Origin of the sequence: Bradyrhizobium sp. SZCCHNR1015 (assembly GCF_032489875.1) — a bacterium.
In the GTDB taxonomy this organism is placed as follows: Bacteria; Pseudomonadota; Alphaproteobacteria; order Rhizobiales; family Xanthobacteraceae; genus Bradyrhizobium.
Genome location: NZ_JAUEYW010000016.1, coordinates 188,281 through 211,436 on the forward strand (window position 1 = coordinate 188,281; position 23,156 = coordinate 211,436).

Genomic DNA, 23,156 nt, shown 5'->3' on the forward strand with positions numbered 1-23,156 from the left:
CGAGGTCGAGCGAGGAGGCATCCGCTCTATTGATCCGGAACGATCGCATTGGTCGGCGTCGGCCGGTCCGTGATCTGCTGACCGAACAGGCTCGCGATCAGTTCGACCGCGACGCGCGCAGTCTTGCCGCGCTCGTCGAGGAACGGGTTGAGCTCGACGATGTCGACCGAACGGACCAGGCCGGAATCGTGCAGCATCTCCATGATGAGATGCGCCTCGCGATAGGTCGCGCCGCCAGGTACGGTCGTGCCGACGCCGGGGGCCACCTCGGGATCGAGGAAGTCGACATCGAAGCTCACATGCAGGACGCCGTTCCGCGCACGAACCCTGTCGAGGATCCGGCGCATCAGCACGCCGACGCCGAATTCGTCGATGGCGCGCATGTCGGCGATGCTGATACGCCGGAGACGCAGCAGCTCCTTTTCCGCCCTGTCGATCGAGCGGATGCCGAACAGCTCCAGCTGATCCGGGGGGATGGACGCGCGTGCCTCGTCGCCGAGCAGGCCGTCGAGACCCGGCTCGCCGCACAAGAACGCGGCGGACATGCCGTGCATGTTCGCCGTGATCGTGGTGTCCGGCGTGTTGTAGTCGGCATGTGCGTCGAGCCACAGCACGAACAGCTCCCGCCCGATCTCGCGGCAATGGCGCGCGACCCCGTTCACCGACCCCATCGATAGCGAATGGTCGCCGCCGAGAAACACCAGAATGGCGCCGGTCCGGGCCAGGTCATGGCTGCGGCGCGCCAGCACCCGCGACCAGCGCTGGATCTGGCGATAGTGCTTGGCCCTCGCCGGCGGCTCGTCTGCAGACTCCGTCATGTCGGCGATGCCGACATCGCCGTAGTCGGTAACGTCGAGCCCTAGGCTTTCCAGCACGTTGATGAGACCTGCGGTGCGCAGCGCAGCCGGCCCCATCAGCGTGCCGCGGACCGACGCGCCGAGATCGATCGGCGCACCAAGGACGGCAATGCGATGTGGCGCTGTAAGGTCTGGAGAAGCCAAGACGGAATCCTTTCATCGACGGCCGGCCGCCCAGCGTAGCGCGATTTTGCACCGCGTGCTTCGCCGGCGATGCGTCTCGGTCCATGGGAACCAATCGCATCAGACGGCATTTTCAGGAACGTCACATCCGCCCTCGGCCGAATCGCGTCGGCACGGGGGGCCAATCCGACGAGCCGCGGCAGGAAGGCGACCAAAGTGAGCAGCGAAACGTTCGAAACTCCTCCACAGCCGGGCGTCGCCGAACGCGCGCTCGACACCGCGACCGACATGTCGCGCACACTCGGGGAGATGGTCGGCACCTTGAGTGCGGCCGTCGACCGGCTCAGCGAAGCGGCAAGGGACGCGCGGCGGCCCGGGACCGCTCTGTCGACCGTCAGCGCGATCACCCGCGAGGCGCCGCTCGCGAGCCTGTTCGTCGCCTTCCTGTTCGGGGTCGCGGTCGCGCGCCGGCGCTGAAGGGCGGCGCTCAGAACAGCCGCGGTCCACGCCGGTCGAGCTGCGACTCCCAGGTCAGGAGCGTGGCGACCATGATCATGATCGCGATCCCCGCGACACTGATCAGAATTTGCATCGCGAACCCGCTCGCCACATCGGTCAGCACGACCTGGCCGAGAAAGGCCAGCAGCACACCCACGCAATAGATCGAGAGCGAGCTCTCACCGCACCTGATCATGGCCGTCGTCAGCGGACGGATCGGCCCCTTCCATTGCGGCGGCGCCAGCCGTGACACCACGAAGGCAAGCGCCAGGAAATGCAACAGCCGCACCGGCGCAAGGTGGCTCTTGTAGATCGGATAGATCAGGCCGCTGATGCCGGACGGGATCAGGCTCTCGAGACTCTTGAACTCCCAGCTGAGCGCCATCAGCAGACTGAAGACGAGATAGCCGATCGCCACGACCAGCAGCATCGGCGAGTCGAGGAGCCGGCGCAGCCGCGTGGTGCCGGCATAGCTGTACCAGGCGCCGATCACGAACAGGAACTGCCAGGCGAACGGATTGAAATACAGCTCGCCGCTCGGCCACGCCGGCACCTGCCAGCTGAACAGCTGAACCATCATGTAGAGCAGGAATGAAAGCACCAGCGTCAGCGTCGCGCTGGTCATCATCAGCCACAGCACGACGGGAAAGCAGAAGTGCAGGATTGCGAACGTCAGCAGGATGTCGGTGTTGACCGGCGCGAATTGCAGCAGCGCCACGTGCACCAGCGTCGGCCCGGGCTCGCGGAAGAAGAAGCCGGTGTTGGTCTCGTCGACGAAGCGCGTGCCGCCGCCGATCACCCAGACCAGCGCCGCATAGGCGAGCAGCAGGACCAGGAACGCCGCATAGATCTCCCAGGCACGCCGCAACGCCCGCACCACCGTGGTCGCCCAGCCCTGGTCCCGCAGCGCTCCGCCATAGGCCAGCATGCAGGTGTAGCCGGAGATGAAGACGAACACCTCGGAGGTGTCGCTGAAACCGTAATTGCGCAGCGTCAGCCACGCCAGCGAGTTGTCTGGAACATGATCGATGAAGATGAACCAGAGGGCGAGACCCCGGCACGCGTCGACCCGGAGGTCACGCCGTCCGTTGCCGTTCCCGTTGCCGGCTGCCACGCTATCTGTCTTCGCCAGCTCTTGATCATCGGCAAACAAGATGGACCTCGTCTCGGGATGGCGGACCAACATCGACTCCGGCATGTCGTGCCTTAATATCTCCTGCCGGTCATCGATCGGAACTCGAATCCGAAACACGCGTCGTCCGCCCTTCTGGCAGATTTCGGGCCCTCGAACGCGCCCCCCGTCTGCGTCTTCAGGTTGCCCCGCGCGATTTGCCGATTGTGCACAGCCGATATCCGCACTGGAAAAGTGTGCACGGAAGCCGGGTACCTGCGGAACATTGTCGGCATGGTGGTGTTAACCATCTCACCAACCGCGGAGCTGGCAATTGTTCCAGTCCCGTATTTGCCCGGATTGATTGTAGATTGGTTAGACGTTGACTTTGAGTGGAAGTGTTGACAGGGGGGTTCCGTGATCCACCGAGGTGTCCAATATACGGTCGTGGCGACTGCTGAACCGGACATTTGGGAATGGCGGTACGAGTTTGGCGATCAGATCAAGACCGGACGCACCCAGACCAGACTCGCCGCGCTCGCGGCGCGGCGCGTGAAGTCGAAGATCGATGCGGCCCTCCGTGCGGCCCAGACGGGTTCCGTGTCCACGGTGAACGTCGCCGAACGGATCGACAGGGCGAAGGCTGTATCGCATAGCCTGACCTGACATTCTGTTCCCTGGCAGTCCGGCGAGCGCCGGTCGGCTCATCGTCTGTTGAGACAGATCAAGGCATCGATGCCGGCATTTGTCATGTTCAGACTATGGAAACTCTCGTTTTTCGCTGCTCCCAGACGGGATCGAACGTGCAGATCGGCTTGGCCACACCGGCTCTTGCCGACCAGTTCGACGCCTATGAGGCGGCCGCATGCCCCGCATGTGGCGGTACGCACCTCGTCAACAGGCTGAGCGGAAAGATGCTGAGCGACAGGGAGGGCTCGACATGTCCTACGTTGCGGAAGAGTTGACGATCACCGCCTCGCCCGACGTGTCTCGCCCGACCGATATGTCTTGGCTGCGCCGTGCGACCGCGCTCCTGAAGGCGATCGTCAGCCGGATCGACCTGTCCCACTTTCCCAAATCGTGCTGTAATTGACGTCGAGATTCATCGACGCGCCGCGTGCCTGCGCGGCGGAACGGCCAAGATCGCCCCTCTCCAGGGGCGAAACATTCCTTCATGAGCCGCTCGCCGCCACTTGGGCGAGGTGCGCCACCACCCAACAGACAAAGATCAGGAGTTTCTTGATGCACGCCTCGGTGATGAGAGTTATCGCGATCGCGATCGCGGCTGCGGCTTCGACACCGGCCTGGGCCGCCGATCCGGATCACGGCGGAGATCTGGCCCGTCGCTGGTGCGCCTCATGCCACCTCATCGAAGGGACGCAGAAGCAGGCCAGCGCGGACGTTCCCTCCTTCGCCCAGATTGCTAAGAAGACGGATTTCACGCCAGAGAAGATCGCGTTTTTCCTGCTCGACCCGCATCCGAAGATGCCAAGCTTTCCGCTCAACCGGCTGGAGGCAGCCGACATCGCCGCCTATATCGGCAGCCTGCGAAAATAGGGCTGGGCTCCTTCGCCCGTCTGGTCCGCCCGCGCCCATTCGGCGGCAGCGCTGCCGCCGAGCTCCGTCCATGCAGACCGTCGCTCCTGCGACGGCAAGGCTCGCGGTTCAGCTCTTGGGCTCGGTCACCTTGCTCGCGGCGGACATGATGCTCGCCGTGATCGTCTTCATGTGTTCACCGGCGTTGGTGAACTGGCTGCGCAGGAACTCGGACTGGATCCGCATCGCCTCCTCGAGCTCGGTGGCGTGAACGAGCTTTCGCGCGTGCTCGAAAGCCGTCTTGATGTTCTGCTCGGTGAGAGTGAGCGCCTGCTTGGACATGTCCGCGGCAGGGCCCGGAACCGTGCCGATCGACTTGCCGGCTGCGTCGAAGAACATCTCGAACGCCTTTTCCGCCTGCGAGATGGTCTTTTCGGCCAGGTCCCGCAGTTCAGCGGGCACTTCGAGTTTGGTTTGGGTCATCGTTGCGTCCTCCACGACAGATCCAACTACCACATCCGACTCCCTGCGTCGCCGTGCAAATGGATGCGGGAAGAAGCCGGCAAGCGCCTGTCAGAGCGCGGCCAGACGTTGGCGCGCGATCTGCAGCGCGTGCTCGATCGAAGCGAGATGACGATCATAGGTCAGCCGCGCGCGCTCGTCCGAAACGAAACCTGAGAGTTCTCGCGCATGCTGCAGGGCAAGATCGAGGAGGAGGACAGTTCTTCTCACATCTTCCCTGACGCCGAATGCACCGGCTCGCACGTTGTCCGTGTGGACGGCACCGGCCACCACAACCGCGGCCTTCGCTTGCGCCCTTGCAAAGGCGGCGTGAGGCAAGAGTACTCTCGTGCGAAAGGGAACGATGTTGGTCATTGGCCTTTCCCCACTGCTCTGCAGGGGCGGATCTGCATCGAATTTTCAGCGTTTTACCCGTGGCATTTTACGGAAGCCTTAGAGCGATCGCACACTTCATGGCCGCCCTGGCCGCAACGCGAGCGACGGGATTAACTTGAAGGCAAAGGGAGCGGCCTCGACTCCGGCGAAAAGTGTCAGCCGCGGTCGCGGCAAGCGCCGATCAGCCCGAAAAGCGACGCCGATACTCCGACGGCGACACACCGAGATGCCGCAGGAACGCCCGCCGCATGCGCTCGTCGTCGCCAAAACCAGCCCGTTTGGCGATTTCGACCACGTTTTCGACCTGGCGGCTTTCGAGCAGGAGGCGCGCCGTCTCGACCCTGAGCGCCTCGACTCCCTGTGCCGGTGTCATCCCGGTACGGCTGACATAGGTGCGGGCAAAGGTACGCGGCGTCATGCCGGCTCGCGCGGCCAGCGCCTCGACCCGCAGATCGCTGGCGATGTTCTCGATGATCCAGGCATGCAGCGCACTGAACCGACCCTCGACGTCGGACGCTTGCGCCGCCAGCACGGTCGAAAACTGACTCTGGCCGCCAGGACGTTTCAGAAAGACGACGAGCCGTCGCGCCACGTCGAGTGCGATCGTATGACCGAAATCCTCCTCGATCATCGCCAGCGCGAGATCGATGCCGGCGCTCACGCCTGCGGATGACCAGACCCGGCCGTCCTGCACAAAGATGGCGTCGGGCTCGACCTTCACGTTCGGAAAGCTGTCCTGCAGGCGCGGACAATAGCGCCAATGTGTCGCGGCCCGCCTGCCCTCCAGCGCTCCGACCCAGGCCAGCGCAAAGGCGCCGAGGCAGACGGACGCGATGCGGCGGGCGCCGGGAAGCACCTGGCCGATCCACTGCATCACCGTCTCGTCCTGCCGCAGCTTCCAGATGCCGGGCCCCCCCGGAATCAGCAGCGTATCGACCTCCTCAGGCTTCAGGGATGAGAGTGGCGCAGTGTCGATCATCAGGCCGACATCGGTCGGCACAAGCCCGCCTTCCTTGGACACGTAGCTCAGCACATAGCCCGGCGCCGGCAGCTCGATCTCGCTGAGCTCGGCAAACACCTGTGCCGGGCCGGAGACGTCGAGCAGTGTCACTCCAGGAAAGGCGAAGATCGCCAGCCGCCTTTCGGCACCATCTCGACGCACCGCAGCACGCCGGGGAGAGTTGGCAGAATTCGAGGGCATATTGTCCTTTAAGCCATCGGAGCCCCGCCTGTATAGCTCGACCTTGCAGTGCTGGAGTTCACGCGATGTCGCGCAACCTGGACGGCCGATACAAGACGGTCGCCTCGCCCTGGGACGACTACACCGTCTACAGCTTCTCCGATGCGTCGGAGATCCAGCAGCCTGATCGGCAGCCGATCATGGATGCGATGAATTCGATCATTGCCATTAACTGGAAAGCAATCGAACCCCACTGGACCGCGACCTCGTCGCCATTCGACAGCAAATACAGCCTCGTTCTGGTCTACGATCACATCGGACTGGTCGCGTTCTCGGTCTATCGCGTGATGACGATCGCGCAGCGGCTGGCCATCTACCGCAGTGGGACCGAAGTACTACCCGCACATCAGGGCCGTGGCCTGTATGGGTTCTTTACGTCGCAGATCCTCAAGCATCCTGGGTCGGCCACGCCCGGCGAGGAAATTCTGTACGGATGGCGAACGCGCAACCCGATCGTGTGGGCGGCCAACGCCAAGATTTGCGAGAGAGTCGCGCCGTCGCTGCTCGACGAGTCCGCGGATGCCGAGCTGCAGGCCGCCTGCGTCGAGATGTGTGCGACCATCTATCCGGGCAAGCAGCTCGAGGTGCCCCACATGATCATGCGTGGCGCCTATGGACACATCCAGCACATCAGGCAGGACTATCACGGCAGGGCCTCGCTGGTTGAGACCGCGATGTCGCGGATCATCCCGGATTCCGCCGACGCCCTGTTCTCCGTCGGCTACGCGAGGGTGTGATGGCGGCGCTTGGACAACAGGCGGTCGCGTCCTCTCCGCTCCGGTTCTTCGATCGCGCCTATGTCGCGTGGGGAACGGTCGCGTTCGCCTACGCCATCGCCTTCCTGCAGCGGATGTCGCCGCAGACCGTGGGCCTCGACTTCATGCGGGACTTCGGCACCGACGCCTCCGGCGTCGCGATGCTCGCCTCCAGCTACTTCTGGGGCTACACATTGATGCAAATCCCCGCGGGCGTGCTGGTCGACCGCTACGGTGTGAAGCGCGTCGTGCTGTGCAGCATGACGGCATCCGTGCTCGGCAGCGCCGCCTTCGCCCTGTCGCCCACCCTGCTCGACGTCTTCATCGCGCGGGTGGTCGTGGCCTGCGGCGACGCGCTGGTGTTCACGGCGCTGCTGAAGCTCGTCGCGCAGAGCTTTTCCGACCAGCGTTTCGGCCTGATGTCCGGCGTCTCCCAGGTATCGGGCTATGTCGGCGGCGTCCTCGCCACGACTCCGCTCGCTGCTGCGGTCAGCGGCTTCGGCTGGCGCGCCTGTTTTCTCTTCATTGCCTGCGTCGGCGTCGTGAACTTCGCCTGCGCGTCGGCGACCCTGAAATCCGCACCGGCGAACTACACCAGTAGGACGCTGAAGAGCGTCCTGATCACGAGCTGGCATGCGCTCGGGTCGGCCGCGACCTGGGGATGCGCCATGAGCTTCGCTGCGCATTTCGCGGTCGTGACCACGCTCGCCGGCGTATGGGGCATCCCGATGGTCGCGCATTATTTCGGCATCTCGCCGTCGGCGGCCGGCGGCCCCCTGCTCGCCTTCATGGTCGGCAACGCCATCGGATCGATCTTTCTCGGCCATGCCGCGGACCGGATGCAGTCGCTCAATGCAGCTCTGATCTCCATCACCTTCCTGCGCATGCTGCTCGTCGTGATGCTGTTGCCGGCACTGGCGCACAGCTTCGGCTTCTTCTATGTCGGCGCGGTGTTCGCCCTGCTCGGCCTGGTGGCCGGGGGCACCGTGCCGCTGATCCTGAAAAGCACCAAGCATCTCTACACGGCGGAGCGCATCGGCGTCGGCGCATCGATCAATACGACGGCCGCCGGCATTTTTGCCGGACTGGCTCAGCCGGTGATCGCCTTTGCCATGGTGAGTGCGAGCGGCCTCAACCCCGACATCGGATCAAGCCTGCGCAGTGCTGCCAGCGATTCCGGCTACGCAGCCCTGATCGAGATTCTTCTCCTGATGTCGCTTCCTGGACTGCTTGGGCCGCTGATGATGAGGCGCAAATTGATACTTCGTACTTAAGCATAAAAAACAGAGAGGGTCAGTATGTCGCGTTTGTATTTGAGAAGGGACGAAGTCCGATCCGGCCATCAGGCCGGAAGCTGGCAGAGCGTCCTGTTTTCGGAATTCGAGGCTCAGATGAGCAGCGAAGCAAGACCCTTTCCGTGCGTATACGGCGTCGCGGGCTATCGTCACGATCAGCTTCGCTATCTGTTTCTCGACCCCATCGACATCGATGTGCTCGGCCAGCAGCTCGCCTTGTTCGTCTCCGAGAGCCGCTCGCACGGGCCCAACACCTCGCTGGTCCTGTTCACCCGCCCGCGCCCGGTTCAGACCATCGACTCCTACTACAAGAAGTTCTGGAAGATCCTCGATCAGTTGGCCCGCGTCGACAGCCAGCCGTGGCCGGCCGAAATTCCCGAGACCGTCGATCATCCGATGTGGGAGTTCTCGTTTGCCGGAGAGCCGATCTTCGTGGTCTGCAGCACACCCGCGCATGTGATGCGGCAAAGCCGTCGCTCGAGCGCATTCATGCTGACCTTCCAACCGCGCTGGGTGTTCGAACGGATGCTCGGCACCGATGAGGCCGCCGCCAAGGCCTTCGGCGAGGTGCGCAAACGGCTGGTCCCGTTCGACACGACGGCGCCGTCGCCCCAGCTCGGACGCTACGGCAATCCGGAGGGCCGGGAGTTCAAGCAGTATTTCCTCTACGACGACAACCAGCCGCCGCCGGCCTGTCCCTTCCACAAGCTGGCGCAGACCAAGCCATCGTCCATCGCAGACAAGGAGCAGGCCGCATGACCCAGATCATCGCTGGAACGAAGACCAGCTTTGCGATCGATCCCGACATCCTGGCGCTGTTGCCGACGCAGGGCTGCATCGAGCTGCAGCACGATGCGGCCGGCAAGGTTCACGCCTTTCATACCCACCCGGTCGACGAAATCCTCGTCGTGATCCGGGGACGGCTCACGTTTCGTTGGGAAGGCGGCGAGCGCATCTGCACGGCCGGCGACAAGATTCTGCTGCCGGCCGGGACGCTGCACGAATCGGAAGCGCTGGATGATGCAATCTACGCGATCGCGACGCGACCGCCCGCAACCATTGCATGCAATCGGGAGGGATGAGCTCAGGACAGAGGGCGATCGGTCTCCGAAAGGGACTCCGCGGTCAACCGCTCAACCATCTCGATCACCTCGATGCGCTGGCCCGGAGCCAGCTTCAGGAATGCCTTCAGCAGACGAAGGCTTTCCACGGCTTCGCTCGATGGGGCTCCGAGCTTCGTGTGCAGCTCCGCGATGAATGTTGAATTCTTCATCTCGCACCTTTGGCAGGAAACAGTAATGCCAGTCCTTAGCAAACGTGAAGGCCTTGCACGCAAGGTAGATACTGCAGCAATCGAGGCTGAAAGTCTTGGTCTGACGACTGCGACCCTGATCCTCAGGATGGCCCGCCTGGAAATCGACCGTGCGGAACCCGAAGAGGTTGAAAGTATGCCAGCGAACAACTCTCGCAGCAAGCCGAACTGACCGGTTGGTTGATTTCGGCGTCACAATTTGAGCCTTCTGGCAGTTTCTGGCTGACGATACCAGTGGAAACGGTCGTTTACCGAACGAGGCGGGGGGATTACGGAAGCGGTAAGCTTGTCCTCCACATTAGAGGTCTTCTATAGTTTGCTTGGGGGAAGAATGGGTTGCGGATCCTGTCCGGGATCCGTGCCCACTCCCGCGACACAGCGGCTGCAGGAAGACCATGCGCACTTATTATTTCGATATGAAGGATGGCATTCCGACCAGAGACCGGACCGGCCTGGAATTTGCGACGAGTGCAGGGGCGATCGAGCACAGCCGGGATTTGGCCCGGCGCCTCCGGCACGACCCGCGCATCACCGACCGCAGGCTGTCCATCGTCGTCGTCGACGAATCTGGCGCGGAGGTTCACCGCGAGCCGGTTTATCCGGCTGCAGTGAAAGCCAGCCTGTCCTGATTTTTTCATAGGCGTGCCAGCAGTGACTGCGCGCTGACTGCTTTTTCTACTTTTCGTAGAGGGCACGAAAAGCAAGACAACTCTTGAGTGTGCATATCGGACGCGCGGTCCGGGCCGCTTCGGCATCAAGAGCCCCCTGAGTGCCAGACGCCCCGCCGATCCACTCGACCGGCTCTCTCCTTTCCTCGGCCGCCAACGCACGCCGCCGCTGCACCACCGAGGGCCTATTGCTGCTTCTCCCAAAACGAGAGCAGGCCCTGGGAGGCCGAACCGCCGATCACGCACGGGATGCCGACGGCGACCTGCCCCAGCGCGGCGGCCGAGACACAACCGAGCGCAAGGGCGCCGACGCCGAGCTGTCCCCAGAAATCCATGTTGCGCCGGGCATCCGAGCCCTTGGTCTTCAGCTCCTCGACGGCGGCGACGGCATCCTTGCGGACGGCGCCGAGCTGCACCGTATCGGCGGCCTCGACCACCTCCCTGAGCGGCTCCTTGACCGGTCCCGACTGCCGCGCCAGTTCCTCCCGGAGATAGTCGCGCAGGCTGGCATCGCGCACCGAGTAGCTGGCAAGCGTATAGCGCGCCATGCTGCCGATCGTCAGCTTGTCGACCGTGTCGCGGCTCTTCGACCAAGGCAGCATCTGGACGATACGCTGGATCGGTACGCGCGAGCCGGTTGCGAAGTAATAGCCCCAGAGGATGTCGAGCAGATCCTGGTGGGTCGCGTAGCTGAGCCGCGTGTCGAGCTTGCGTTCCTCCTTCTTGAACGGATTCTGCGTCAATGCGCCACGCAGCTTGTCCATCACGCCAGGCTTCGTTTCCTCCAATGGGATGTCCATCAAGGTCGGCTGTGCGCCGCTGAGATAGCCGTCGATCATCACGCGGCGGCCCGGCATCTTCGGCGCCACCCTGCGCATGAGATTGCGCCAGTCCGGCAGACCTGAATAAGCGATGGCTCGCACGACCACCCACTCCTCCTCGGGAGGCACGGGAAAGAAGCTGTTGACAAGTTGTTCGGCCTTGGCGGGATTGGAGCCGATCGCCCCCGCGATGAATCCGAGATAAATGCCCGCGTTCTCCGGCTCCTTGAACGTCTGTGAATGGAATAGCACCCGGACCGCCGCCGGCACATGGGCGTAGTCGGGTTTGGTGCGATAGTTGTAGATCCAGTTCTGGACGACACCGAGCGACGCGCGTGGGTCGATCTCCGGGACGACCGCAGCAGCAAGAGCTGATTGAACGAAAGTGCAAGCGATGAGGGCCAAGGCGATCGCGCGCATGGTCTGCTCCCGACAAACGTTCGCCGCATCAGCATCTGCTGGCGCGTACGGATGAGGACGATGCTGCACGCCGTTTGAATCGACTCTGCGTCGAATCTGCGGCCGTGCTCGGTTCCCTGCCGGTCACCCTTCGCAGGCGTGATCGCAGGCCGCCAAGTCTCCACGGCCTCGACATGATTTGGCCGTCCACCGGCTCTTGCATCTGGGCATGACGAGCAGGCAGATGCGTGCATGTTGACCGCCCGGAACAGCCGTCACCGCGGAGACAGCAGATCGCGACACGTCGCATTGATCGTTGCGACACTGTCGGTGCTGACGTCTGCGCCGCCGGCCGTAGCGGGCGAAGCCCTTGCAGTACAGGGCAATCGGCGCGTCGATGCCGACACCGTGCGATCCTATTTTCACGCTGACGTCAACGGGCGATACGACGCCGCCGCGCTCGACGCCGGCTTGAAGGCGCTGGTTGGGAGCGGACTGTTCGACGACGTGAAGATCAGCCGCGCCGATGGACGGACCGTGGTCCGCGTCTCGGAAGCAAAAGTGCTCGATCGCGTCGCCTTCGAAGGTAACAAGAAGGTGAAGGATGCGGAGCTCACGGGCGCGGTGCTATCAAAGCCGCGAGCCGGCCTCCAGCGCGCAACTGTCCAGGGCGACGTCGCCCGCATCATCCAGGCGTATCATCGTGTGGGACGCGACGACGTCCGCGTGGTCCCGGAGATCATCGATCGCGGCAACGACCGCGTCGATCTCGTCTTCACGATCACCGAAGGCAGGAAGACGCCGGTCAGGGCGATCAGCTTCACGGGCAACCGGGCCTACGGCGCACGGCAATTGCACGCGGTGATCAAGACCTCGGCCACCAACGTGCTGAGCTTCGTGACCGGCGGCAATGTCTACGACGCCGATCGCGTCAACGAGGACCGCGAACTGCTGCGGCAATACTATCGTAACCACGGCTACGCCGATGCCGAGGTCACGAACGTGAGCGTCGACTATGACGCGGCAAATGGCGGCTACAACCTCACCTTTGCGATCGAGGAAGGCGTCCTCTATAGGCTTGCGGTGGTCGACATCTCCTGTAACGTGCAGGGGCTGACGTGCGAGCGCCTGCGTCCGCTGGTGCTGGCGCAGCAGGGCGACACGTTCGACCAGAGCAAGATCGACAAGACCTCCGAGGTCCTGACGGCCGAGCTTGGCAAGCTCGGCCTTCCGTTTGCGCAGGTCGAGCCCAGGATCACGCGCCATGCGCAGGATCGGCTGGCCGACGTCATCTTCCAGATCGAGCAGGGACGGCGCAGCTATGTCGAGCGCATCGAGATCCACGGCAACACGCGCACGCATGATGACGTGATTCGACGCGAGTTCGACGTCAGCGAGGGCGATGCCTACAACAGGACGCTGATCGACCGCGCCGAACGTCGCCTGCGCAACCTCAACTACTTCAAGACCGTCAAGATCTCGACGCGGCCTGGCTCGGCCAGCGATCGCGTGGTGCTGGACGTCGAGGCCATCGATCAGGCGACCGGCGACTTCAACGTCTCGGGCGGCTATTCGTCCACGGACGGATTGCTCGCCGAGGTCAAGATCGGTGACCGCAACGTGCTCGGCACCGGCAACACTGCGCAGGCCACTTTCACCTACGGCCAGTTCGCGCGAGGCGCCAGCCTGTCGTTCACCTCGCCCTACGCCCTCGGTCGAACGACACCTGGCATGGAGCTGTTCGCGCGACAGAGCATGGTCAGCACGTTCCAATCGTTCGGCAGCAACACCTATGGCGGCGCCCTTACCCTCGGCATGCCGGTCAGCGAGCAGACTGCCATGCTGTGGCGCTATTCCCTCTACGACCAGAGGGTGGTGCTCGCACCGGGGATCTCGCCGGCGGCGGTGTCCCTGCCGGTTCGCCAAGCGGTCGCAGCCGGGCGGCAGACGGTGTCCTCGCTCGGCAATACCGTCACCTACAGCACCCTCGACAACAACAAGGTGCCGACCAGCGGCATCCGCTCACAGTTGACGCAGGATCTCGCCGGCCTCGGAGGCGACGTTCGCTTCTTACGGACCACAGGCGACGTCCGCTATTATCGATCGATCAACAGCGACCTGACCGGCATGGTGCGCGCGCAGGGCGGCTATATCACCGGATGGGGCGGCCAGCAGGCGCCGCTGCTCAACAGCTTCTTCGGCGGTCCTACCATGGTGCGCGGCTTCGCGCCGGGCGGCTTCGGACCGCGCGATCTGACGCCGGGATCGACGATGGACAATGTGGGCGGCAGCCTGTTCTGGGCGACCACGGCGGAGCTGCAGGGCAACATTCCCGGATTGCCGCAGGAATACGGCCTGCGTGCATCGGCCTTCGTCGACGCGGGGACCGTGTTCGGCTATCGCGGCCCGACCCAGAATGTCCAGGTGGCGAACAGGAACGTGCTGCGGTCCTCGGTCGGCGTCGGCATGACCTGGGCATCGCCGTTCGGACCGCTTACCGTCGACTACGCGGTCCCGATCAGCAAGGCGGCGTATGACGTCGTGCAGCCGCTTCGTTTCAGCGCCGGTGGCTTCTGAGCCAACGCTGCAACGTCGACGGAGCGTCGCGTCAGTACGGATAATAGTAACCGCGCGGGCCGTAATACGGGTGACCGTAATACGGGCGAACATAGTAGGGCCGCGGTGCGTAGTACACCCGCGGCGGCCCGTAATAGCCGGGGCCGGGATAATAGCCGGGCCCATAGTAATAATAGTCATCGTTCTGATGCGCGGCGATTGCGCCGAAGGTGCCGATCATTGCACCCATGATGGCCAAGCCGGCGGCTGGATTGCCCCTGTAGACGCGGCGGTAGCGCCGGCGAGCGCTGAGATCGGTCAAATCGCCGGCTGTCGCCGTCGCGACCGCCGGCTTGTTGGCCGGACCCGCCACCCGCGCATGGGCCGGCGCCGGCGCGCTTGCCACCACGGCGATGGCCGCGACGGCCGCAATCGCGATTTTTCCACCGGCCGAAGGAGATCGATATTTCCCGCTGAACATGGCATCACCCTTCACTTCACTCATTCCCGAATACAACATGGCCGGGCGTGCAGCTTGACCTGTGTCAACTCAGGACGAACCAGCCGTCCGGCGGCACGTACGCATCCCGCAATCGTGCTTAGACGCGACGTCACGCCCCCTGGTTCAGCCCACCGCCGCATCGATTTCTGCGAACCGATGGCCGCCCGTCGGGAACCAATGGCTGCACACCGACGCCGTCCATCATGCCGTCGGCAACAGGAGTCCTCATGCCTTCCAGACTGACACGCCCATTCTTCAGCGCCGTCGCCACGCTGGCGCTCACCGCTTCGATGGCGAGCGCCGGCGACAGCGCGACCTCGCTGTTCAAGGTGGTGACCGTCAAGGATGAGATCGTCATCGGTCTCAATAGCGAAGAGCTGGCTACGATCGGCGGGAACGATGCCAGCGCCGTTGCGCGCGCATTGGCGCAGAAAGGCGACCTCGCAGCCTGGCAGTACAACGTTCATCGCGGCCCGAACGGCGAGCTGCAGATGGCACCTTCGGCCAAGATTGCTCTGCTGTCGCATGCCTCGCTGCGCGTCGAGCCCTACAGCACCACTTATGTCGTGGCGCCCCATCCCTGAACCAAACGATTGTCCGACCGGCGCTCGTACCGTCGACGACGGAACGAGGCCGGTCGGACCAGCCGTTAGCTCTCGCCCCGATGGCCCGATCGCACGGCCCCATCGCATGTCCTGGGGACCCTGTCGGTGGAAAACCCGTAGACCACGGCCAGCCGGTCCAGGCACTCCTTGAAGCGGCGGGCGAAATAGTCGTTCCAGCGCTGGCTGGCGAGCCCCCGCTTGTGTCCGACCTGCTCCATGGTCAGGCCGTGCACCAGGATGTCATGGGTAATCGCCGCGCCGTCGGCGCCGAGCTCGCGCTCGGCGCGGTTGAGCCGCAGCACCGCCCGCCTCTGGCCTTCGGTGACCGGCTCGCGCCCGCGGGCGCCGTCAACGTGCTCGCGCGAGGGATCGATCGCCTGCGGGCCTCGCTCGGCCCGCTCCCAATCGTTCTGGAACGCCCGTCCGGCCCGGTATTGGGCGTCATCGAGCTGCTTGTGCGCGTGCAGCCGGCCGAGCGGGTCGCTGCGGACCGATCGCAACGCGACGATCTTTTCGCCGGGCTCAAGCGCCAGCGGGTCGTCGATCTCTACGGGAATCACGTCTGCATTTCGCGGCAGGTTGTGAGCTCTGCGGTCGTGGGTCTTGGACATGCGATGGGGCTTGCTGCGTCGGGGGCGCGCCATGTCTCGTCTCCGGAAAATGAATGGGGTCGGTTCGGGTCGGGCTTGCCGCGCTCTACGCGGCCGCGACCAGCCGCAGGATCAAACGGCCGGCGGGACGCGAAGCGGTTTCCTCGGGCGGAAGCCGCGTGAGATGGTAATGCGGCGTGCAGTAGCAGGAGCCGGGCTGGCGCGGATGACCGCAAAAAGTGATGGGATCGTCGTCCCGGTCGCCGCCATAGGGGTAGCGGCAATCGTTGCGCTCGAGCTGGTCGAGGGACAGCAGGCGCGGGCTGATGCCGACGCAACGCAGCTTGACGGCCGCCGCGGGTTTCGCCGCGGATGGCATCGGCCGGGCCGCCGCGTCCGGGCTCCGCCGTCCGGTTCGGGACGCCGCGGACATCGGCCGGGGCGTGGATCGCGCGGCTTTCGGCCCGCCCGGCGCGGCCAGCCCGATCCGCTTGCCGCGGCCAAGCGTCGCGTTCCGGGTATAGGCGGTTCCGAACTGCGCATTGAGCGCGCGCGCGATCTCGGCATAGGACCGCCCCTGGGCATGAAGCTCGCACAGCATCTTGGAATGCTGGTCTGGCCAATCTGTGGATTGCATTCTCGCCTCTTCCTTCTGGGTCGGGGCCGCCGGACCCGCCGGCTCACCCGACGGCCAAATCTTCCGATATTCCGAAGAAAAAGTCAAGCTTGAGTTCTGATTATTCGAAACATATAATGTCTTCCGAGATTCGCAAAAGAGGTCAAAGCCATGTTGGACGTTGCCATGATCGAGCGTGCACTCGAGAAGCCAGGAAAGACGAAAGGAGGGTTGGCCCGCGCCATGGGCGTGCGGCCGGGCGCGGTCTCCGAGATCCTCGGCGGCCAGCGCCTGATCAAGGCGGCCGAGATTCCGCTCATTACGGAGTATCTCGAGCTCAATTCCGTCCCCATCATGGGCCGGGTCGGCGCCGGCTCGGTGATCGAGCCCGATTACGAGCAGGTGCCCGTCGAGGGCCTCGGCGAGGTCGCCCTGCCCTTCCCGATCTCCGAGGAGACCATCGCCTTCGAGGTAACGGGCGATTCGATGCTGCCGAAATACGAGAACGGCGATGTGATCGTGGTCTACCGCGAGCAGCGCCACCCGCTGTCGAGCTTCTACGGCGAGGAGGCGGTGGTGCGCCTCAAGTCCGGCGAGCGTTACCTGAAGACGATCGAACGGGGCAAATCGCCGTCCGTGGTCAATCTGAAGAGCTTCAACGCCAAGCCGATCGTGGGGGTCAAGCTGGACTGGATCGGCGAGATCTTCGTCACCCTGCCGCGCGGCCAGATCTCGCGGATCCGCGCCAAGGCGGCCGCCAAGTCGCGCGCCCGCGCGGCAAACAAGTAAGACTCGAGGCCGGATGCAGGGGACGCCGAGGCGCTCCCCCTGCATCCCCTCCCTCCAGTGGAGGGTGGGCACCGCGCCTGTTGCGCCGTCGTGATCGACAATTCTGAGCGACATATGGGGATGTGCGTCCATGGTCTCGCGGCGCCCCAGGCGTCCGAGTGATACAGTGGTCTCACCCTCTTCAAACGAGAGGGTGCAGGGAAGGCCGGACCTCGACTGAGGCCCGTGGCCCGCCTGCTCAAAAAATGCAGGCGGCAGGTACCACAGGTCCAGCCGGAACGATCCGACCCTCCCTGCGCGATGGTTTTCACGGCTGCTTCGCGTTCTCCCCGGTGCGCCGGGCTGTCTGGTCACCGTCACCCGCGCCGCGCCATTGGCGCCAGCGCAGGCTTGATACTGGCATCGGAGTATCAGGACCACGCGACTTGACCGTGCGGGCCGATGTTGTTCGTCCGCGCGAATGACCACGCTGCAAACCGGCCCGCCCATCACTCCCCGCCTCCACGTGTCGTGACGACCGCGATACGCCCTCTCCATGAGGCGGGATGCGCCTAGACAATCACGAATTCTGAAAAAGAGAAAGAAGAATTTTTCGGCCCGGCGGGCCGGATCGGGGCAATGCGTTGAAGCCTCGCCCAAAACAAGCGTTTCCGCACACGTCGTCTGCAGGCGATCGAAGGCCATGAAACGGACCATCGTGCGGGCGCATCGCCCCTGATTCGCCCGACGGGCGTGACGCCTTGCCACCAGCCGCGCCTGGCGCCCGGATCAGTCCTCGACCCGCAGCTCCTCGCCATCTCTCGCGGAAGGCAGCCCAATTCGAAAGCGCCTGAACGCTGCAATCCTCGATACGAGGCAGAGCGACTGGTGGGACAGGCTGGTCTTGCGCTATCTCGGCTCCAAGCGGTGGCCCGCCCCGACGATACACGCGCCCGACAGCGAGCCGGACCTGCTGCGCCGTCGCGTCATCGCCGATATCCGGCCGAGGTCGACGACGTCGCGCAAGCGGATTGATCCCGATCAAGGACCAGACGCCGCGCCAGAGCAAACTCACCATTAACCTGTGGCTGCACAGGCAGGACATGGGGAAACGCCATCATGGGAAACGCCATGCGGAGATATCTTCTTGCCTTTGGCTTGGTGATCGCCGCACTCGGCTTCACGTCGTCGGCGCGTGCGGGATGCTGGCCGAACGAAAACTTCCACCTCGTGTGCTGGCTGGATACCTATGGAACGGCGTGCGAAGCGCATCACGCGCTGACCAGCGTCAGAGCCGTGCTGTATCCGGAGCCGCGCTACTCGTACTATGAATTCGAGGTTTCGCACTGGTGGACGGCCCACAAGACCGTGGCCTGTCCGCCGAATCAAAAGACGACGTTCAGCGGTGTCTGGGACCGGGAAACCGGAAAGGCGGAGGAAACGGCGACCACCGGCATTTCGTCGGTGACGAGGCGAGTCTACTGCAGCAACAATCCCTGGACGGGCCAGGGGCCGCCAACGGTGCCGATCTGCTCATATCCGGCCGATGATCCGAACGTGGGACTGCCCGTCACCTCGGCGATGCTCACGCAAAGCCAGCGAGACGATCTGCTTCGCGTTCAGGAGCCGTTGCATACCCGTTGCCAGCAGATCAAGCCGCTCGAGGACGAGGTGTCGTGGCTGAACGGCCGCCCCATCGTCGAGGTGGTCGCGTCCCACCATGAATATCAGAAGCTCGAATGGCATCTGTGGTTCATGGACTTCGGCGAGTTCGGACCATGGCATGAGGTCGCGGCACCGAAGCCGAAGGGCCCCTTGATCTGGAAGGGCACGACCTATACCGAGCGCCGCATTGCGACATCGAGGCACAGATATTGGCTGAACAAGCCCGGCCGCTGGAAGGTGGTTGCGAAGCCGAAGCCGACCGCGGCGGCGGCGCAGGCGATCCCGATCAGCGTGACCACCGAATGTCCCGGCGCGACGTTCAACGTGCAGTAACGGGCGATGACGCGGTCTTCATGGCGTGCGGGAACATGCTTCCGGACGCCACGCTACATCGCCTGGACTATTTCCGCGGCTGATGCCGGTTTGGTGATGGCCGCGCAGGCTGGGATGGAGTCGGTGAGGCGAGGGTGGACCGAATCAGTCTTGACAAAATTCTGATTTAAAGAAATAATGGAGCATCACAGTCAGCCGAAGGCGAACCGGCGCTCCATGCAGTATTTCGTCGTGATGATCGACTACGGCCGGCGCGGACGCGAGGCCGTGGTCGATCCTGAGATGACCCGGCGCGACGTCGTGGCGCGCATCGCGTCGGGCGAATATTCGAACGTCAGCTTCATCCACGAGATCGTCGACCGATCGGTTGCCGACGTCACCGCCGACATCATGTCCGAAGCCGCCCTGCCCGAGATCGATGGGCGGGACGCCGACCTGCAGGCCGTCCGGTTCGATCACCTCCACGACCTGCGCAAGCACGAGCAGGTTTGATCCGGCTGCGCCAGATCAGACCAGAAAGACGGTCGAACCGGTCGTCTTGCGTGCCGCGAGATCGGCGTGGGCCCGGGCCGCCTCCTTGAGCGGATAGGTCTGGTTGACCTCGATCTTCACCGCGCCCGATTTGACCACGTCGAACAGCTCGTTGGCCATCGCGACCAGGCTCTCGCGCCTGGCGGCGTAGGTGAACAGCGTCGGCCGGGTCACGAACAGCGATCCCTTCTGGGCGAGCAGCCCGAGATTGAGCGGATCGACCGTGCCGGAGGACTGGCCGAACAGCACGGCGTAGCCGAGCGGCGCGAGGCAATCGAGCGACTTGAGGAACGTGTCCTTGCCGACGGAATCATAGACCACCGGCACCTTCTTGCCGCCGGTGATCTCGCCGACGCGTGCGACGAAGTCCTCGCGCGTATAGATGATGGTGTGCTCGCAGCCGTGGGCCTTGGCGAGTTGCGCCTTGTCGTCGCTGGATACGGTGCCGATGACGTGAACGCCGAGATGCTTGGCCCACTGGCTGAGGATGAGGCCCACGCCGCCGGCCGCGGCATGCAGCAGGATGGTCTCGCCCGCCTTGACGCGGTAGGTCTGCCGGATCAGGTACTGGGCGGTCAGGCCCTTGAGCATCATCGCGGCGGCGGTCTTGTCGTCGATCTCGTCGGGCAGCTTCAACAGCAGCGCGGCCGGCATCAGCCGCGCCTCGGAATAGGCGCCGAGCGGCGACGAGCCGTAGGCGACGCGGTCGCCCACCTTCAGGTCCGTCACCCCTTCGCCCAGTTCCTCGATCACACCGGCGCCCTCGCTGCCAAGCCCGCTCGGAAGCTGGACCGGATAGAGCCCGGAGCGATTGTAGATGTCGATGAAGTTGAGCCCGACCGCCGTGTGGCGGATGCGCGCCTCGCCGGGGCCGGGCTTGCCGACCTCGATCTGCTCCCAGGTGAGAACCTCGGGACCGCCGGTCTTGTGGAAACGAATGGCGTTTGTCATGGGTTGTCATCCTCCCTGTTCGGATTGCGCGACGCCGCGCCGCCCGGTCGCGCGCCGGCCCCTTGCGGGCCGTTCGAGCCTGTGCTTCTCCGCGACCGAACCTCGGTCTTCCGTAGCCGCAGTCGGCTGGGTTTGGCAATCGGCTTTGCCAGCCGGCACAGGAACAACGATCACCGTTCCAGCGTTCATCGGCCATAGCGTGGAGTCCGAGCCCATGCCGCCCAAGCGACGCAGCGCAGTAGTCAATCCGGCCCTCCTGATCGAGCTGGCCTGCCACACCTTGATGGGCGTCGCCATGGGGCTCGGCTTCGCCTTCGGGCTGACCCAACTGGATGCGTTCGGCATCGCGACCCTGATCGCCCACAGTGTCGATCCGCACGTGACGTTCGTGATCTTCGTCGGTGTGTTGACGCTGTCATTTGCCGTCGGCGCGACGATGACGGGCTTCGTGTTCACGATGATGGAGGAGAGATAGAAAGCCGCGCGCCGATGGCTGCATGGGCGCCCGCAATGTCATCAGCGCGTCGCGCAAACCATGCAGATGGAGATCAGGTTCGACCGGCGCGGAGACGACCAGATGGCCGGACTGATCGGTGCAAGCGATCCGCGGCTTCGCGAAGCAGGCTTCGGAGCCGCGGGCGTTGTCGCGCGCCTGAACGCACGGCCGTCATGAACGGCTGGCTTGCTCTGTTTGCGGCTGGAATGCTCGAGATCATCTGGGCGCTCGGCCTGAAGCATTCCGACGGCTTGACACGCTTCTGGCCCAGCGTCGCGACCGTGACCGCGATCCTGCTCAGCTTCGCGATGATGTCGCTTGCGCTGCGCTCACTGCCGTTTGGCACCGCCTATGCGGTATGGACCGGGATCGGCGCGGCCGGGAGCATCCTCGCCGGCATGGTCCTCTACAGCGAGCCGGCGGATCCGACGCGGCTGTTCTGCCTCACGCTGATCATCACCGGCATGATCGGGCTGAAGCTGAACTCGCCGGTCTGACACCGTCGACGGCCTCCGGCAGGATCGTGACAGCTCGACGCTGCCGAATACGATGAGGGCGATCACGAACGGCACCAGGTGATAGAGCGCACGGAAGATCAGCAGCGCCGCGAGCAGCCGCTCCTGATCAACGCCGCCCAGACCCAGCAGGATCGTTGCATCGAACAAACCGATGCCGGCCGGGGCATGGCTGGCGAATCCAAGCAAGGTCGCGGCGATGAAGACCGCCATCAGCCGCGCGAGGTCGATGCCGAGCTCGGCCGGCATGAGCACATACATTGCCAGCGCCGCGGTGCTGAGCTCGAACAGCCCGACCGCGATCTGCAGCAGCACGGCGGGCCCGGACGGCAGCCGCACCGGCCATCGTCTGCTTCGCCGCCCCGGCCAGCTCCACACCACGAAGGCGGTGACGGCGCAGAGCAGCGCGGCCGCAACGACCCGGTTGAGTGCCGGCGGCCAATACTCCACCCAGCCGAAGGCGTCCGGATCGATCATCAAGCTCAGGCCGAGGGCGGTGAGATTGCCGAGCCAGAAGGTCAGCCCGGTCAGGAAGCTGATATTGGCGATGTCGATCGCCCCGAGCCGGTACGGCGTGTAGATCCGGTATCGAACCAGCGGCGAGATCAACGCGACCGCGCCGATGCCGTGCGCGATCGGATAGCTCGTGAAGCTGCCAAGCGCGGCCGCGCGATAGGGAATGTCGCGGCGGCCGATCGTCCGCAATGCGAACAGGTCGTAGAGCGTGAGGCTGGCGTAGGAGAGGAGGACGAATGCCAGCGCCGCCGCGATCAGATGACGGTCGGTGGCCTCGACGATCGACAGGACATGGGCAAAGTCGAGCTTCTTGACGGCGCGTGTGAGGACGTACACGGCCACAGCCGCGATCGACAGGCTCAAGGCCAGTCCGCCCAGGCTGCGCCACCAGATTCTGCGGTTCGACGGCAGCGGCGGAACGTCGATCAGGTCAGCCATTCAACGTGTTTTCGCTTCAAGCCCGCGTCGGCCGATTCGAGCAGGACGATGGCGCCGTGTGACACACCGATGTGACAGCGGCGTTACCATTGTGCGCTGCCCACGTGCCTTAATTATTTGTTAACGACGGACGATCGTTCACCGCTACCAACACGGCGAGCTGCAATGCAGCACCACATTTGCGATCATTCAAATTTGAATTAATCGCGGACGGGTTCGAGCGTAATGACGTGGACCGTATCAGTACGGATGCATGAAGGTCGCATCTTCGTCACGCGGACTTTCTAAGACGGGTGCGGGACGCCAACATTCGAGGCAGCATGAACGCGGAATTCGAACACGAGCTCACGCCGGACCAATGGGAGACGCTGAAGGCGCTTCGCATTCCCGCGCGTGAACGCCGCAGGCTGAACGGCATGATTGTCGACGAGCTCACTGCATTTGGACTCGTCTCTATGGACAATGGCGCGGCGACACTCACGATGGCCGGCCGCAAGGTGCTCGTCAGGGGATCCTCACGCCTGCTCGATGTCGCAGCCTGATGTTTCGGAGCGCGGCCCGC

29 protein-coding genes are annotated in these 23,156 nt (G+C 64.2%); 18 read left to right on the top strand and 11 right to left on the bottom strand.

Features of this window, described 5'->3' with window-relative positions; all coding sequences use genetic code 11:
* Positions 1 to 26: 26 nt before the first annotated feature.
* Complete coding sequence (gene rocF / locus QX128_RS26470; RefSeq protein WP_315803604.1) at positions 27 to 1,001, bottom strand: arginase; 975 nt, start codon at positions 999 to 1,001, stop codon at positions 27 to 29.
* A 195-nt stretch (positions 1,002 to 1,196) separates the two neighbouring features.
* Between rocF and QX128_RS26475 the strand changes: the two genes are divergently transcribed.
* Positions 1,197 to 1,457, top strand: coding sequence for a hypothetical protein (locus QX128_RS26475; protein ID WP_315803605.1), 261 nt, complete (start codon positions 1,197 to 1,199; stop codon positions 1,455 to 1,457).
* Positions 1,458 to 1,467: 10 nt separating this feature from the next.
* Here QX128_RS26475 and QX128_RS26480 read toward each other — a convergent pair whose 3' ends face one another.
* The gene (locus tag QX128_RS26480; protein ID WP_409997952.1) at positions 1,468 to 2,664 is read right to left on the bottom strand and encodes an OpgC domain-containing protein; all 1,197 of its coding nucleotides are present in this window, start codon (positions 2,662 to 2,664) and stop codon (positions 1,468 to 1,470) included.
* A 342-nt stretch (positions 2,665 to 3,006) separates the two neighbouring features.
* Between QX128_RS26480 and QX128_RS26485 the strand changes: the two genes are divergently transcribed.
* The 3 genes from QX128_RS26485 to QX128_RS26495 all read left to right on the top strand — a co-directional run bounded on the left by QX128_RS26485 (position 3,007) and on the right by QX128_RS26495 (position 4,146).
* Positions 3,007 to 3,255, top strand: a complete 249-nt coding sequence (locus QX128_RS26485; protein ID WP_315803607.1) for a hypothetical protein — start codon at positions 3,007 to 3,009, stop codon at positions 3,253 to 3,255.
* Positions 3,256 to 3,529: 274 nt separating this feature from the next.
* Positions 3,530 to 3,682: a hypothetical protein gene (locus QX128_RS26490; RefSeq protein WP_315803608.1), complete on the top strand. Its 153-nt coding sequence runs from the start codon at positions 3,530 to 3,532 to the stop codon at positions 3,680 to 3,682.
* Between the two features lie 149 nt (positions 3,683 to 3,831).
* The gene (locus tag QX128_RS26495; protein ID WP_316216959.1) at positions 3,832 to 4,146 is read left to right on the top strand and encodes a c-type cytochrome; all 315 of its coding nucleotides are present in this window, start codon (positions 3,832 to 3,834) and stop codon (positions 4,144 to 4,146) included.
* 108 nt (positions 4,147 to 4,254) lie between these two features.
* Here the strand turns inward: QX128_RS26495 and QX128_RS26500 are convergent, their stop codons facing one another.
* The 3 genes from QX128_RS26500 to QX128_RS26510 all read right to left on the bottom strand — a co-directional run bounded on the left by QX128_RS26500 (position 4,255) and on the right by QX128_RS26510 (position 6,223).
* On the bottom strand, positions 4,255 to 4,608 hold the full coding sequence (locus tag QX128_RS26500) for a phasin (protein WP_316180022.1): 354 nt from the start codon (positions 4,606 to 4,608) through the stop codon (positions 4,255 to 4,257).
* Positions 4,609 to 4,698: 90 nt separating this feature from the next.
* Positions 4,699 to 5,001: a hypothetical protein gene (locus QX128_RS26505; protein WP_315803610.1), complete on the bottom strand. Its 303-nt coding sequence runs from the start codon at positions 4,999 to 5,001 to the stop codon at positions 4,699 to 4,701.
* A 202-nt stretch (positions 5,002 to 5,203) separates the two neighbouring features.
* The gene (locus QX128_RS26510) at positions 5,204 to 6,223 is read right to left on the bottom strand and encodes a GlxA family transcriptional regulator (RefSeq protein ID WP_315803611.1); all 1,020 of its coding nucleotides are present in this window, start codon (positions 6,221 to 6,223) and stop codon (positions 5,204 to 5,206) included.
* Between the two features lie 65 nt (positions 6,224 to 6,288).
* On the opposite strand from QX128_RS26510, the gene QX128_RS26515 reads away from it, so the two are divergent.
* The 4 genes from QX128_RS26515 to QX128_RS26530 all read left to right on the top strand — a co-directional run bounded on the left by QX128_RS26515 (position 6,289) and on the right by QX128_RS26530 (position 9,394).
* A complete protein-coding gene (locus QX128_RS26515) occupies positions 6,289 to 6,999 on the top strand; it encodes a hypothetical protein (protein ID WP_315803612.1) in 711 nt (236 codons plus the stop codon).
* On the top strand, positions 6,999 to 8,291 hold the full coding sequence (locus QX128_RS26520; protein WP_316180020.1) for an MFS transporter: 1,293 nt from the start codon (positions 6,999 to 7,001) through the stop codon (positions 8,289 to 8,291). The genes QX128_RS26515 and QX128_RS26520 overlap by 1 nt, the downstream gene beginning before the upstream one ends.
* A 117-nt stretch (positions 8,292 to 8,408) precedes the next feature.
* Entirely contained in the window at positions 8,409 to 9,071 is a 663-nt protein-coding gene (locus tag QX128_RS26525) for a YqcI/YcgG family protein (protein WP_315803614.1), read from the top strand.
* Entirely contained in the window at positions 9,068 to 9,394 is a 327-nt protein-coding gene (locus tag QX128_RS26530; protein ID WP_315803615.1) for a cupin domain-containing protein, read from the top strand. The genes QX128_RS26525 and QX128_RS26530 overlap by 4 nt, the downstream gene beginning before the upstream one ends.
* Before the next feature lie 2 nt (positions 9,395 to 9,396).
* Here QX128_RS26530 and QX128_RS26535 read toward each other — a convergent pair whose 3' ends face one another.
* Entirely contained in the window at positions 9,397 to 9,585 is a 189-nt protein-coding gene (locus QX128_RS26535; protein ID WP_315712988.1) for a hypothetical protein, read from the bottom strand.
* Between QX128_RS26535 and QX128_RS26540 the strand changes: the two genes are divergently transcribed.
* Positions 9,566 to 9,796 (top strand): hypothetical protein, encoded by a 231-nt coding sequence (locus QX128_RS26540; RefSeq protein WP_316238941.1) that lies wholly within the window; start codon positions 9,566 to 9,568, stop codon positions 9,794 to 9,796. The two genes, QX128_RS26535 and QX128_RS26540, sit on opposite strands and share 20 nt — an antisense overlap.
* Before the next feature lie 223 nt (positions 9,797 to 10,019).
* Positions 10,020 to 10,253, top strand: a complete 234-nt coding sequence (locus QX128_RS26545; RefSeq protein WP_315712992.1) for a DUF6894 family protein — start codon at positions 10,020 to 10,022, stop codon at positions 10,251 to 10,253.
* Positions 10,254 to 10,477: 224 nt separating this feature from the next.
* On the opposite strand, the gene QX128_RS26550 is transcribed toward QX128_RS26545, so the two are convergent.
* The gene (locus QX128_RS26550) at positions 10,478 to 11,533 is read right to left on the bottom strand and encodes a hypothetical protein (RefSeq protein WP_315803617.1); all 1,056 of its coding nucleotides are present in this window, start codon (positions 11,531 to 11,533) and stop codon (positions 10,478 to 10,480) included.
* 234 nt (positions 11,534 to 11,767) lie between these two features.
* On the opposite strand from QX128_RS26550, the gene bamA reads away from it, so the two are divergent.
* The gene (bamA, locus tag QX128_RS26555; RefSeq protein ID WP_410053184.1) at positions 11,768 to 14,089 is read left to right on the top strand and encodes an outer membrane protein assembly factor BamA; all 2,322 of its coding nucleotides are present in this window, start codon (positions 11,768 to 11,770) and stop codon (positions 14,087 to 14,089) included.
* Between the two features lie 31 nt (positions 14,090 to 14,120).
* On the opposite strand, the gene QX128_RS26560 is transcribed toward bamA, so the two are convergent.
* On the bottom strand, positions 14,121 to 14,549 hold the full coding sequence (locus tag QX128_RS26560; RefSeq protein WP_315803619.1) for a hypothetical protein: 429 nt from the start codon (positions 14,547 to 14,549) through the stop codon (positions 14,121 to 14,123).
* A gap of 248 nt (positions 14,550 to 14,797) precedes the next feature.
* Here QX128_RS26560 and QX128_RS26565 point away from each other — a divergent pair, with 248 nt between their 5' ends.
* A complete protein-coding gene (locus tag QX128_RS26565; RefSeq protein WP_316180018.1) occupies positions 14,798 to 15,154 on the top strand; it encodes a hypothetical protein in 357 nt (118 codons plus the stop codon).
* 65 nt (positions 15,155 to 15,219) lie between these two features.
* On the opposite strand, the gene QX128_RS26570 is transcribed toward QX128_RS26565, so the two are convergent.
* Complete coding sequence (locus QX128_RS26570; RefSeq protein ID WP_316238943.1) at positions 15,220 to 15,819, bottom strand: DUF6456 domain-containing protein; 600 nt, start codon at positions 15,817 to 15,819, stop codon at positions 15,220 to 15,222.
* A 52-nt stretch (positions 15,820 to 15,871) separates the two neighbouring features.
* Positions 15,872 to 16,402, bottom strand: a complete 531-nt coding sequence (locus tag QX128_RS26575; RefSeq protein ID WP_316216967.1) for a GcrA family cell cycle regulator — start codon at positions 16,400 to 16,402, stop codon at positions 15,872 to 15,874.
* A 150-nt stretch (positions 16,403 to 16,552) separates the two neighbouring features.
* Between QX128_RS26575 and QX128_RS26580 the strand changes: the two genes are divergently transcribed.
* The 3 genes from QX128_RS26580 (at position 16,553) to QX128_RS26590 (ending at position 19,639) form a co-directional block, all read left to right on the top strand.
* Entirely contained in the window at positions 16,553 to 17,170 is a 618-nt protein-coding gene (locus QX128_RS26580; protein ID WP_315713004.1) for a helix-turn-helix transcriptional regulator, read from the top strand.
* 1,110 nt (positions 17,171 to 18,280) lie between these two features.
* Entirely contained in the window at positions 18,281 to 19,147 is an 867-nt protein-coding gene (locus QX128_RS26585) for a hypothetical protein (RefSeq protein ID WP_316238944.1), read from the top strand.
* A gap of 216 nt (positions 19,148 to 19,363) precedes the next feature.
* Entirely contained in the window at positions 19,364 to 19,639 is a 276-nt protein-coding gene (locus tag QX128_RS26590) for a hypothetical protein (RefSeq protein WP_316238945.1), read from the top strand.
* A gap of 15 nt (positions 19,640 to 19,654) precedes the next feature.
* On the opposite strand, the gene QX128_RS26595 is transcribed toward QX128_RS26590, so the two are convergent.
* Positions 19,655 to 20,629 carry a quinone oxidoreductase gene (locus tag QX128_RS26595; RefSeq protein ID WP_316238946.1) on the bottom strand — a complete coding sequence of 325 codons (975 nt, stop codon included), beginning with the start codon at positions 20,627 to 20,629 and terminating at the stop codon, positions 19,655 to 19,657.
* Between the two features lie 214 nt (positions 20,630 to 20,843).
* Here QX128_RS26595 and QX128_RS26600 point away from each other — a divergent pair, with 214 nt between their 5' ends.
* From QX128_RS26600 to QX128_RS26610, 3 genes are all read left to right on the top strand, one after another.
* Positions 20,844 to 21,104, top strand: a complete 261-nt coding sequence (locus QX128_RS26600; protein ID WP_316238947.1) for a hypothetical protein — start codon at positions 20,844 to 20,846, stop codon at positions 21,102 to 21,104.
* 194 nt (positions 21,105 to 21,298) lie between these two features.
* The gene (locus QX128_RS26605; RefSeq protein ID WP_316180013.1) at positions 21,299 to 21,622 is read left to right on the top strand and encodes a multidrug efflux SMR transporter; all 324 of its coding nucleotides are present in this window, start codon (positions 21,299 to 21,301) and stop codon (positions 21,620 to 21,622) included.
* Positions 21,623 to 22,914: 1,292 nt separating this feature from the next.
* Positions 22,915 to 23,136, top strand: a complete 222-nt coding sequence (locus tag QX128_RS26610; protein ID WP_316180012.1) for a hypothetical protein — start codon at positions 22,915 to 22,917, stop codon at positions 23,134 to 23,136.
* The last annotated feature ends 20 nt before the right edge of the window (positions 23,137 to 23,156 follow it).